Origin of the sequence: Ammoniphilus sp. CFH 90114, assembly GCF_004123195.1 — a bacterium.
Classification (GTDB): Bacteria; Bacillota; Bacilli; order Aneurinibacillales; family RAOX-1; genus YIM-78166.
In genome coordinates, this window is the sequence record NZ_SDLI01000024.1 from 22,490 (window position 1) to 34,093 (window position 11,604).

General features: G+C 46.1%; 11 protein-coding genes. 1 reads left to right on the top strand and 10 read right to left on the bottom strand.

What is annotated here, in order from left to right:
* Window positions 1–5: 5 nt before the first annotated feature.
* From EIZ39_RS24735 to EIZ39_RS24775, 9 genes are all read right to left on the bottom strand, one after another.
* The gene (locus EIZ39_RS24735) at window positions 6–986 is read right to left on the bottom strand and encodes a branched-chain amino acid ABC transporter permease (protein WP_129203984.1); all 981 of its coding nucleotides are present in this window, start codon (window positions 984–986) and stop codon (window positions 6–8) included.
* On the bottom strand, window positions 987–1,862 hold the full coding sequence (locus EIZ39_RS24740) for a branched-chain amino acid ABC transporter permease (protein ID WP_129203986.1): 876 nt from the start codon (window positions 1,860–1,862) through the stop codon (window positions 987–989). It abuts the gene before it with no gap.
* A gap of 87 nt (window positions 1,863–1,949) precedes the next feature.
* Entirely contained in the window at window positions 1,950–3,143 is a 1,194-nt protein-coding gene (locus tag EIZ39_RS24745) for an ABC transporter substrate-binding protein (RefSeq protein WP_129203988.1), read from the bottom strand.
* An 84-nt stretch (window positions 3,144–3,227) separates the two neighbouring features.
* A complete protein-coding gene (locus tag EIZ39_RS24750; RefSeq protein WP_129203990.1) occupies window positions 3,228–3,968 on the bottom strand; it encodes an SDR family oxidoreductase in 741 nt (246 codons plus the stop codon).
* 4 nt (window positions 3,969–3,972) lie between these two features.
* A complete protein-coding gene (locus EIZ39_RS24755) occupies window positions 3,973–5,556 on the bottom strand; it encodes a N,N-dimethylformamidase beta subunit family domain-containing protein (protein WP_129203992.1) in 1,584 nt (527 codons plus the stop codon).
* Window positions 5,525–6,409: a sugar phosphate isomerase/epimerase family protein gene (locus EIZ39_RS24760; protein WP_164985317.1), complete on the bottom strand. Its 885-nt coding sequence runs from the start codon at window positions 6,407–6,409 to the stop codon at window positions 5,525–5,527. The genes EIZ39_RS24755 and EIZ39_RS24760 overlap by 32 nt, the downstream gene beginning before the upstream one ends.
* The gene (locus tag EIZ39_RS24765; RefSeq protein ID WP_164985318.1) at window positions 6,399–7,745 is read right to left on the bottom strand and encodes an aspartate aminotransferase family protein; all 1,347 of its coding nucleotides are present in this window, start codon (window positions 7,743–7,745) and stop codon (window positions 6,399–6,401) included. The genes EIZ39_RS24760 and EIZ39_RS24765 overlap by 11 nt, the downstream gene beginning before the upstream one ends.
* A gap of 109 nt (window positions 7,746–7,854) precedes the next feature.
* Window positions 7,855–8,817: a transketolase family protein gene (locus EIZ39_RS24770; protein WP_240675935.1), complete on the bottom strand. Its 963-nt coding sequence runs from the start codon at window positions 8,815–8,817 to the stop codon at window positions 7,855–7,857.
* Window positions 8,818–9,675 (bottom strand): transketolase, encoded by an 858-nt coding sequence (locus tag EIZ39_RS24775; protein WP_483296073.1) that lies wholly within the window; start codon window positions 9,673–9,675, stop codon window positions 8,818–8,820. It abuts the gene before it with no gap.
* Between the two features lie 925 nt (window positions 9,676–10,600).
* On the opposite strand from EIZ39_RS24775, the gene EIZ39_RS26960 reads away from it, so the two are divergent.
* A complete protein-coding gene (locus EIZ39_RS26960) occupies window positions 10,601–10,741 on the top strand; it encodes a hypothetical protein (RefSeq protein WP_164985319.1) in 141 nt (46 codons plus the stop codon).
* A gap of 656 nt (window positions 10,742–11,397) precedes the next feature.
* Here the strand turns inward: EIZ39_RS26960 and EIZ39_RS26965 are convergent.
* Window positions 11,398–11,604: hypothetical protein (locus EIZ39_RS26965; RefSeq protein WP_164985320.1), on the bottom strand; the 207-nt coding region annotated here is incomplete at its 5' end.

Here is an 11,604-nt window from a genome sequence, read left to right on the forward strand (position 1 = left end):
CCGTCTTACACCTCCCTCTCCCGATTCAACGTGACTTTCTTATTCTCTTTCGCCCAGGTTTGTGGCAACCATCGATGCAGCATGGAAGAGAGACCACTGATTCCTTTCGGAGCAAAGATGACAATAATGACAATGAGAATTCCATAAACTAGCATCTGGTACTGCATGAATTCTCGCAGATATTCTGACAGAAGGGTAACAAACATCGCCCCCATAATGGAGCCGTAAATACTCCCGACACCGCCAATTAATAGCATGAGCAAAATATTGACCGACATCGACGTCTGGAACGTCTCGGGACTCAGGAATAAAATAAAATGAGCATAAAAGGTTCCCGCTAGTCCAGCTACCGCTGCACTCCAGACGAAGGCCGACACTTTATAATACGTAACATGAACCCCCATAGCCTTGGCTGTGATTTCATCCGTCTTAATGGCAAGAAGGGCGCGCCCCATTTTCGAAAACTTGATTCGATGAGACAAGTAGGTCACCAAGCAGATCATGAGGAGGATCAAGTAATAGTAGTGCGTCTTTGACGTGAAATCAAAGGCAAAAAAAGCTTCCGGCCTCGGTATTCCGGTTAAACCCATCGGACCTCGAGTCACGTCTATCCAATTGTTGAACACAATATGAACGATTTCACAGAAGCCTAAAGAGGCAATCGCAAAAAAGTGACCCTGTAAACGCAAGACAGGAAATCCGATAAGAAAGCCGAACAGGGCAGCCACCAACACAGCGAGAATCATCGCCACCCACACAGGAAGACCCTGTTGAGCCATAATCGCTGAGAAATAAGCCCCTATTCCAAAAAACGCAGCATGACCTAGGGATACCTGCCCTGTAAAACCCGTAATGATGTTAAGGCTTAAGACTAGGATAATATTGATGCCAGCCATGACCATAATGTGAATGAGATAATCATTCGGGAAGAGGAAAGGAAAACAGGCACTAAGAGCTAAACAACCGATTAACCATTTATTAGACATTTACACCTTCTCCTGTAAGTGTTTTCCAAACAAGCCAGCAGGTTTAAAAAGCAGGACCATAATCATCATCACAAACGCAATGACATCCTTATATTCGGAAGACCAGTAGCCTGCCGCGTACGTTTCCACGAGACCCAGGATGGATCCACCGACGATGGCTCCGGATACATTCCCAATCCCTCCAAGCAAGACCACGACAAAGGCTTTTAGTGTTGCGGAGATTCCCATCGTGGGATAGACGCTGAATATAGGAGCCATTAACGTACCCGCTAAAGCAGCTAAGGAAGCCCCAATGGCGAAAGTGACGAAGAGAATGGTATTCACCTTTATTCCCATAAGCTTTCCGATTTCCATATCAAAGGCACAAGCTCTCATCGCAATCCCAATCTTTGTTTTTTGAATGGCAAAATAGACAATAGAGATCATGATAAACGCGATCACTACAACAAACAATCTCTGACCATTGATAAATAAGCCACCCATATTCACTTGTATTTCTTCAAAGGGGGAAGAGAGATTCCGCGGGTCTGGTCCCCAGATTAACTGTGCCCCGTTTTGCAAGATGATTGACACGCCTAATGAACTCACAAGAAGATTGATCCGCGGGGAGTTGCGCAAAGGATTAAAGGCAAGTCTTTCCATTACAATTCCTAAAATAGCGATACAAATCATAGCAACAGGAATCGCCATAAAATAAGATAGATTTAATCCCTGGGCTACGGTTACCGCAACGAAAGCCCCCGCCATAAAGAGTTCACCATGGGCAAAGTTCGCCATATCCAGCATCCCTAAGATCAAGGTCAAACCGAGAGCCATTAAGACATATGTGCTCCCCATCACCAGACCATTGATTGTCTGCTGTAAAAATTCTATCACCGTTTCATCCACTCCTCTGCAAGTCGATTTGATAGGAATCGTTCCCCTAGAGTCTAAGAACCCTAGGGAAACTTGAGGTCTATTCGTTTAGTACTTATGCTCTCCGATGATCACGCGTTTTCCGTTTTCAATCTTCTCAATAACCAGCTTTTGGTTTGCTTGCCCGTTTTCATTGAACGTAACAGGTCCCGTTACGACGGGGAATTCCTTAAGTGCCACCATCGCTTCTCTGAATTTCTCACGATCGCCGCCTCCTGAATTTTTGGCTGCTTCGGCAAAAATCTGCATGGCTCCATATCCGTTAGCCACCTGCATATCCGGGTTGATCCCGTACTTCGCTTTATAACGCTCGACCATATTCTTGGAATCCGGGAAGTAATCATAGGCTTCAGGTTCAAAGGTCCCAATATGAATCACACCCTCGGCAGCGGTACCAGCAAGCTCTACAAATTTATCGTTGGCCAGTGCAGCTGTACCCATAATCTTGGCTTCGATCCCAAGATCGCGGATTTGCTTTACAATTTGAGCCGCTTCTGTAATCGTTCCTGAAATCAGCACACCATCAGGGGATAAATTCTTCATTTTGGTTAGTTGCGGATAGAAATCCTTATCGCCCGGCTTGTAGTATTCCATAGATACGACTTGGCTTGTGCCTATGTCCTTGACTTCTTTTTCGAAGATTTCTGCTGCTGTTCTTCCAAAATCCGTGTTTTCTGCAATCACGGCAATGTTTTTAAGTTGAAGCTCTTCTGTGGCGAATTTCGCTAGTACAGGGGCTTGCTGACCGTTATATAACGTATATCTAAACATATAGGGATGTCCTGGCTCCGTCACATTATCCGCTCCAGCAGCCGGTGTCATCTGAACGACTTTTTCTCTCTCGGTAATATCCCGCATAGCTAACGTATTCGAAGAGCTATGCGGACCAATGATAGCGGTTACTTTATCTTGTGTAATCAGCTTTTGGGTGGAGTTTACCGCTTCGGCTGGAATTCCTTTGTCATCTTCATAGATCACTTCAATTTTCAACCCTTCCATCCCGCCTTGTGTTTCGAGTTCCTCTAAGACCAAATCGATCCCTTGCTTAATCTGAGTGCCATAGTAAGCGGTTACCCCAGTTAGCGGAAGGACGGCTCCAATTTTAACCACCTTACTGCCATTTTCCCCAGTTGACTGCTCGCCTGCGCCAACCTCTGTGGTGTTCGTCCCTCCGCATCCTGATACGACAACACTAAGCAACAAGGACAGCATGGCAAGACCTTTGGCTTTCTTCTTCAACATGTTTATTCCTCCTTATTAGGTAAACGTTTAACTTAAACGGTTTAAATTTGGCTCTGTCCGCAAACAGAGCCTTTTTACCTCTAGTTATCGCCTTTGTGAAGTGGGACGGATGACCATTTCATTCAGAGACACCGAGAGGGGTTGTTCAATGGCAAAACGAATAGCTGCAGCCACGTCCTTCGGCATAAGCATTTGTTGTTGGCTGACTTGTTCATCGACTAGTCTTTTGGCCTCATCATCCGTGATCCCGTTTAGAATCTCCGTCTCTACCGCCCCTGGGGAGATGAGCGTGGTTCGAATCTGTTGATTTACGCCTAATTCCTTGCGCAACCCTTCAGTGATTGCTCGAACGGCATGTTTGGTCGCACTGTATACCACTCGAAAAGGGGTCGTATCATACCCTGCCACCGAGGAAACGTTAATGATGTGCCCCTCATTCTGCTTCTCCATATAAGGCAGGACCGCTGCGATACCATATAGAACCCCTTTGATATTGACGTCGATCATTTGATCCCACTCATCCACTCGAAGTTTGTTCAAGAAGGAAAAAGGACTAATTCCCGCGTTATTAACCAGGATATCGACTCTACCGAATCTCTCGATCGTATGGGCTGCCAACGCTTCCATATCACGGCGAGAGGTCACATCCGTGACATGGTAACTTACATCACCGCCGAGCGCTCTCATTTCCTCTTGGAATTGATGAAGCCGATCTTCCCTCCTGGCTGCCATCATCACGCGGATCCCATGATGAACCAATTCTCTCACGGTCGCCTCCCCGATCCCACTGCTGGCTCCCGTTACAATAGCTACTTTGTTTGCCATCGTTCTATCCCTCCTTGGCAAATCTCTTCATGACGTTGTCTGTAATTCTTTCGACGAATGGATTCTTCCCTTCTATTCCATAAGCCCATTCGGTTGCACCACCATTAAAAACATTTCCTTTTCCCTTAGAAAACTGAACCATCATGGCATGCCCGTATCTAAACTTTTCTCGATTTTCCGGGGTATCAGCCCCTAATAGTTCCCTGGCAAAGGTATGCAATTCGCTATCCCCTACTTTTAGATCCACATACCCTCGGTCTGTACGCTCCCCAGGACTGACAGGCGTCATCGCTAGAATCTCCATTCCTACAGGGGATCCATCCTTTCCCGTCGGGTATGGCAAACCGTCCTTAACCTGGAAGTCACACCCATCGTTCTCATATCCAATGATGCCTTCTAGGTTTCCAAGTAGATCTCCGTATTCTAGTCCGGTTCCCTCGAACGCCCAATGATCAGGACGATACACCGTATACCCAGCAGAACCTCTTGGGACGGACATGCCTGTTCGGGCGTATCCGCCACGGGTAAAAGAAATACCTGTTAGATGATTCTCAGGTCGTTGAATGACCTTAGAGGACCAAATCGAAGTCACATATTTCTCCTCAGGGGTTCCCATGACAGGATCTAGTTCGGTCGCTTTATGTTTATAACACACCATTCTTTTTCCCTCATCCTCGAATCGCACCTGCCAGAAGACGCTGTTACCAGAGAACATGGCGAGATTCCCGCCCTCCTCAATCCAATTCTCTACCACATCTCTTTCCTTCCAAGACCAGTATTCATCATGACCGACGCTTAGGTACATCTGATAGGAATCGAGTAATCCCGGCTTCGAATCTAGATCATACTGAATGGCGTAGTCTACTGAATACCCCTTCTCCTCCAACCACTTCACGAAGATCTCTTCCCAGCGCCCGATAAATCCAGAAGGTCCAGTCCAATAATCCACTTCCGCTTCAATCGAGAAGGGGCGATAAGGCCGACCTTGCTCCTCCATCGGTGCCAGCTCTTTTCCTACAGGAAACATCATCCTCGGTGCGCCTGAAAGCTTACTTAACAATCCCGGTTCAAACGGCCGCAACAGGGAGGCCCCAGTGGAAACCTCTTGATGAAATTCGAAGACATCCTTACTAGAATAAAGATTTCCACCTCCCCAACTGTTATAAGCTAAGTACGTATTGGTAGATAAAACGAAAAGGATCTTCGCATCCCTCCCCGGATGGGCGGAACGAACGACAAAGAAGTGCTCGGATTCGGCATATCGGCCTGATAACCCTTCCGCTCTTACGAGCACTTGATAGTAGCCTGACCTCCACTCTAGAGGGACTTGTAAAGTAAGGGAAACGGGCCATTCACAACCGTACTCATTCGCTTTTTCCGGGATATCCTGCCACTCCGCAGCTAATTGGCTGCCTTCCCAAACCACTTCTCCCTTTAACCCTATACGAGCGATGGTCATCGAATAGGAGGGACTTTGACTTGAAACATGAAAGGAAACCATCTCCCCTGGGGCATAGCTTAATTGATCCGTGTAGCACCAGATGAGACCTTTACTTTCACTGCCTAACGCAGGGTTGATTTGACTCATGAACCGGACTCTCCTCCCTCTTTATGTTATCTTCTATTGATTTTAGATAAGTAAGGCCTTGTTTCGCCGTTTCGCTAGGATCCTGATCGTACAGACATTCGAGTGAAACATACCCGTCGTACCCTATCTGTTTTAACACCTCGATAATCGAAGCAAAGTTGATATGCCCCATTCCTGGTGCTCGTCGATTACTGTCCGCCACGTGAACATATCCGAGCTGATCTTGGCAGGAGAGAATGCTTTCCACAAAATCCGTTTCTTCTATATTCATATGGAAGGTGTCAATATGAATCTTCAGAAACTCGCTTCCTACTTCTTCTATCAGCTTCGCGGTTTCCTCAATCGTATTGAGGTAATTGACTTCATACCGATTAATCACCTCTATGGCAAGAACCACACCTTTCTCTTGGGCATAGTCCGTTAATTGAGTTAAGCTATCCACTAGATATTGCTTATATTTGCTAGAGACCTCTAAATCCGGGATATTCCCACGCATATACCCAATGATCACCATACACTCTAATTGCTCCGCTAAATCAATACACGCTTTCAACCGTTGGACGGCCTTGGCCCTCCCTTCATCGGAATCATCGATTAACGATAATCGATCGAGGGTATACCCCATGCCCGTCACGAAGGCTGAAATGGAAAAGCCCATCCTATCGCAATATGCCTTTAGCTGCTCCCCATCCACTTCATTCGGATCGTTGATATGCCACTCGATAGCGTCGTACCCTATCGTTTTAGCTAGATCTATACTTTGATAGAGGTCGCCCTTGAATAATACAGGGGCAGCTCGGTGGACACGTTCCCCTCCCCCTGTCACGGCATAGTTTAGGCGCTTAGTGATCATGTAGACCCCCATTGAGTACGATGGAGATCGCTTCATCCAAAAGATCAAGACCTGCTTCCAAAGCTTCTTCCTCTATCACTAGTGGCGGCATTAATCTCAACACATTCCCATGAAGTCCTGTTGGAGCAATCACTGCCAATCCGAGGTGAATCGCTTGCATGGCAATCGCTCGGGCCGTTTCTGGGTCCGGCTCACGACCTTCGCGGCTTTTCACGACTTCAATACCGGATACCAAACCGATCGAACGGGCTTCACCAATGATCCGATATTTTTCAACTAAGGTCTGGAATCTTTGGGCCATTCGTTCCCCTAGTCTCGCTGCTCGCTCAGGTAGCCGTTCCTCTACGATTACGTCAATCGTGGCCATAGCCGCTGCACAAGATAAGGGATTCCCGCCATAGGTACTTGTCATCGTTCCAGGAGGAAGATGATCCATAATCGAATCACGCCCAACAACCGCACTGGTCGGAACTCCACTCGATATCCCCTTTGCTAAGCAGACTAGATCTGGAAGAATGCCATAATGCTCGAAGCCAAACATCTTGCCCGTTCGACCAAACCCCGCTTGCACCTCATCCATAATTAATAGGATATCGTGGCGATCACAAAACTCCCTGACCCCCTGCACAAACTTTACCGATGGCACGACACAGCCGCCGGATCCTAGGTAGGATTCCATGATAACAGCGGCTATATTTCCCGTGGAGGCGGTGTGTAGAATTTGCTCCATATACTGAAGCGTATGCTCATCGCATTGATCATGAGGTTGGCTGAAGGTGCAGCGATAAGGATACGGAAAAGGCACGTGAAGGATATTGGACGCTTGAGGTCCGCATCCGCTCTTCACCTTTTTAATTCCCCCTAGACTCATTGTCAGATGCGTTCTCCCATGGAAGGAACCATGAAAACTAATAATCTCACTTTTTCCCGTTTTGGCACGGGCAAACTTAATGGCGGCTTCAATCGCCTCTGACCCCGTAGTCAGCAACAATACTCGGTTTAATTCTTCGGGAAACAGATTCACTATTTTTTCGGCAAGCTCGGCTCGCAGATGATGGGAGGAATCGTAGGAGTTCAAGAACTTTCCTGCTTGCTCTTGTATGGCCGCTACAACCTTAGGGTGGGAGTGCCCGACATTCGAAACCAGAATGCCAGAGGTAAAATCAATATACTCATTCCCATCGACATCGATAATCGTAGCTCCATAAGCTTCCTTCCAAACAAGCGGAGTCGAGGAACAAGCGGACCTAGGAATATAGTTTTTTTCTTTTTGAATAATTTCTTGCGCTTTAGGGCCAGGTGGTGCGACAACCATCTTAGAAAATGCCGTCTTCATGATTAGATTCCCTCCAACTTGAGTCATTCGCTCGATATGACATGAATTGCAATATTTTGGTTTATTTTGTCATTTTAAGGTATTAGGATTCATTTTAATAGAAAAAGTTTTACCCTCTTTTCCTAGCCATGACTTTTAACACCGCATTCGCTACGTGTACCGGAGTAAGTCCGTACTTATCCAATAAAGCATCATTAGACCCTGACTCTGTATTTTTATCTTGCACTCCCACTCTCTCCATGGGAGTTGGCCAGTGCTCTCCTAATACTTCCGATACCGCACTTCCAAGCCCTCCATAGATGTTGTGCTCCTCCGCTGTCACGATGGCGCCCGTTGTTCTCGCCGCTGCGACGACCGCTTCGATATCGATCGGTTTAACAGATGGCATATGGAGCACGGCAGCAGATATCCCTTGCTGTTCCAATAGATAAGCGGCGATAAGAGAACGACTCGTCTGCGTCCCCGTCGAGATGATCGTCACATCGTTACCTTCTCGCAGCAGGACTCCTTTTCCGATTTGGAATTCGTACTCGGCTTGATCAAACAGAATCGGGTAAGGATCTCTCGCCAAACGAATGTACACCGGCCCTTCATACTTGTAGGCAAAATCCATCATCTTCTCGAGTTCTACAGCATCCGCAGGGGCCAACACCACCATGTTCGGCAGACTCCTCATGATGGCCATGTCTTCAATCCCCTGATGAGTTTTTCCTGTGCAACCATTGAGAAGTCCACTATAAGCTCCTACCATTTTCACATTAAGCTTAGGCTGACTAATGGATACAACAATCGGGTCAAGCGCCCGCTTGACGATAAAGGCGGCAAAAGAGCACACCCAAGGCTGAAAGCCAACGGCTGCAAGGCCAGCTGCGACACCTAGCATATTCTGCTCAGCAATGCCCATCTGCAGGAACTGCTTCGCGTTGTTTTCTGCCACTTTATCTAGCTTCGTTGAGTTCGCTAAGTCCCCATCTAGCGCCAACACTCTCGTATCTGCTTGAGATAAAGCTAGTAATTTCTGCCCGAATAGATCCCGCATGGACACCATATGATTTTTCTCCAACGTTACCACCTACACGACCCCCTCAGCCAATTCTTCTAACGCTGCCTGAAGCTCAGGATCAGTAGGGACCCTGGAGTGCCATAGATATTGGCCTTCCATAAAACTAACACCCTTCCCCTTCACCGTATGAGCAATAATAATCGTAGGCTTGCCTTTGACTCCTTTTGCTTCACGGAAAGCTCGGAGGATCTGCAACATATCGTGGCCATCTATGCTGATCACATGGAAGCCAAAAGCCTTCCATCTCTCCGCTGGCTCCAACACGGGTATTTCTCTTTCTTTCCCCTCCGTTCCCGGCCATCCGTATTGCTGTAATCCGTTATAATCAAGAACGACCGTCAAATTGTCCAACTTATATTTCACAGCCGTATCCGCCGCTTCCCACACCTGACCCTCTTGCGTTTCCCCGTCGCCTACCATGCAGTAGGTATGAAAGGATGAACCTTCGAGCTTAGAGCCTAAAGCAATTCCCACCGCATTCGAGATCCCGATCCCGAGCGAGCCGGTAGACATATCTAAACCCGGTAACACGGTCATATCCGGATGCGCCTGAAGTCGGGAGTTGATTTTATCGAAGGTCTCCAGCTCTGCTTTTGAAAAATACCCTCTTTCGGCAAGCGTACAATACAACGCAATCGCGGAGTGCCCTTTAGACAGGACAAAGCGGTCCCGCATCACATCCTTCGGATTGTCTGGATCGATTTTCATGACTTCAAAATACAGGGCAGTTAGAAGATCCGTTGCAGAAAGAGGCCCTCCCAAATGTCCAGCCTGTGCCCTGTAAACCGTCCTGATAATATTCCTCCGAATCTCCCTTGCCGTTTTCACAAGCTCTGTTACCTGCATCTCATCTCTATGTTGATCCACGAATACACCCTCTCCCTCGTTTTATTTCGTCTCCTTATTTATACGAGCATGAACACACTTTAAGGTAAACGATTACTTTAATTAACCTGAGAATATCCCGATAAAGATGGATACACTCCTTTGAAAAGGCTGGGTTTCCACCTTTGCACCCCTAAATGTTGCTGTGTTTACACTAATAATTAGGTTAAACGTTTACCTTAATTTAGAGTATATTATAACCTTGTTGAATTTTCAATACAATCTGATAAAAAAATTCCCTCATTTCACCACTCCACCGGCAGGAAAGCAACAACGCAGGAAAAAGCCGACTTTCACTCCATAGATATGGAATGAAAGTCGGCTCTATCCGATAATAGCTTTCGTAGCTATCAGCCATGACGCGATGATCAATGACGTTGAGTTTCGGTTTTGTTTCCATAGATAAGGTATCAAACCTTTTCGAACGATAGCTCGCGGACACAGAATCCTTTATTTGTATCAAAAAGAGGGGTTTTTCGGTCCAAACGGACATCTGTTCCTTTATTTTAAGGTTTATAGCAGCTTTTTTGTCTAATTCCATGAAATAGACGATTAGATGTCCGCTAACCTCCTAGAAGGCGAGGTTACGTATGAATTAAAGGATCATATGTCCGCCTACTAATGATGCGTATACGATTCCTTTTATATGGAATAGTCCTTACTGCAAATCACTAAATTGTAGCCAAGATTGTAGCCGCGTTCCTCAATGCTTCTAGCTAATTCAGCAAAACAAGGATTATGAGATCTGGACCTTTTTCTCTCAACATCGGATCTATGGCGATGCAATAAAGACCGACTATTATTATCCCATCCATATACTCCACAAACAGCTGGATCCCCCTGATAAAGGCCCAGATACAAGCGGATTTCAGCTCATAACAAGCGAATTAAAAAGAGGCAAGGAAAAATGAAATCGAATGTAGCTACTGCCCATTTACTTATTAGAATCGTCTACCAAGTTCTTAAAACGAAAAAGCCCTATCAAGAATTAGGTTATGACTATTTAGAACGGGAACAAGGGCATAAAAAAGAGCAGAAAATGATTTGATACTTAAGAGAACGTGGCTACCGTATCCAAGACATCGATAACATTTCTGCTTAGGCAAGTAAATAGAGTACAAGGCTCCCAAGCTGCCATTTTTTTAAAAAAGAAATGACGCGGCCGGGCATCCTATTGCCTATTTTCTTTATTACCGACTATGACTCGGTTTATTCAGGGTTCAGCCTATGATGAATCACCAACTTTGGTACCGGGGATTTTCATATAAAACTATCCAGTATTCTTTAACTCCTGCCCTTCATAAAGGTTATACCATCTCGCAACGACATATAACCCCCCCAATCAAGAATACATGTCTTGGTTGGGGGGGTTTGCTTTCACGCTTGACACTTTAACGGAATGCTTTCCCGTTGGCGATTCCTGCAATAAACGCAAAGGTAGCTATCGCAGAACCCTATTTCCACATCAGGATACGTCCATAGCAAGACCAAAAAACAAACGATAACATCATGATAACAGATAGTATGATCCACCACGCTCGCTCTGTTCGGGTAAACCTCCATACATCGGCTAGCTACTCACCCAAATAGATGATCGAAAAAAGAACCAAGATATCTTTAAATGTTCCCCAGAACAGCCACATGAGGAAAGCCCTCCCCCCGCCGTATTCTACGTTATTACGGGAGTTGCGTTAACTTTCTTTACTAATTTTTCAACATGATTTGAATCTCGGCTTTAGAACGAGCGTCTTCCAGCCATTTTTGAGCCTCCTGCTGAATCTTTGCATTTTGGATATACTCTTTGACCTTCTCCATTTCACCGGCTTGGGCAGCTGCAGGGAATTGGGCCAAGTATTCCTTTATTTCTTCATCAGAAACGGTTACTTTATCTGAAAACATTTTTTGCTGGAC

What these genes read in the sequence shown, in the direction of transcription:
- EIZ39_RS24735 (WP_129203984.1), bottom strand. Translation starts at nt 986, where the DNA reads ATGTCTAATAAATGGTTAATCGGTTGTTTAGCTCTTAGTGCCTGTTTT.
- EIZ39_RS24745 (WP_129203988.1), bottom strand. Translation starts at nt 3,143, where the DNA reads ATGTTGAAGAAGAAAGCCAAAGGTCTTGCCATGCTGTCCTTGTTGCTT.
- EIZ39_RS24750 (WP_129203990.1), bottom strand. Translation starts at nt 3,968, where the DNA reads ATGGCAAACAAAGTAGCTATTGTAACGGGAGCCAGCAGTGGGATCGGG.
- EIZ39_RS24755 (WP_129203992.1), bottom strand. Translation starts at nt 5,556, where the DNA reads ATGAGTCAAATCAACCCTGCGTTAGGCAGTGAAAGTAAAGGTCTCATC.
- EIZ39_RS24760 (WP_164985317.1), bottom strand. Translation starts at nt 6,409, where the DNA reads ATGATCACTAAGCGCCTAAACTATGCCGTGACAGGGGGAGGGGAACGT.
- EIZ39_RS24765 (WP_164985318.1), bottom strand. Translation starts at nt 7,745, where the DNA reads ATGAAGACGGCATTTTCTAAGATGGTTGTCGCACCACCTGGCCCTAAA.
- EIZ39_RS26960 (WP_164985319.1), top strand. Translation starts at nt 10,601, where the DNA reads ATGAAATCGAATGTAGCTACTGCCCATTTACTTATTAGAATCGTCTAC.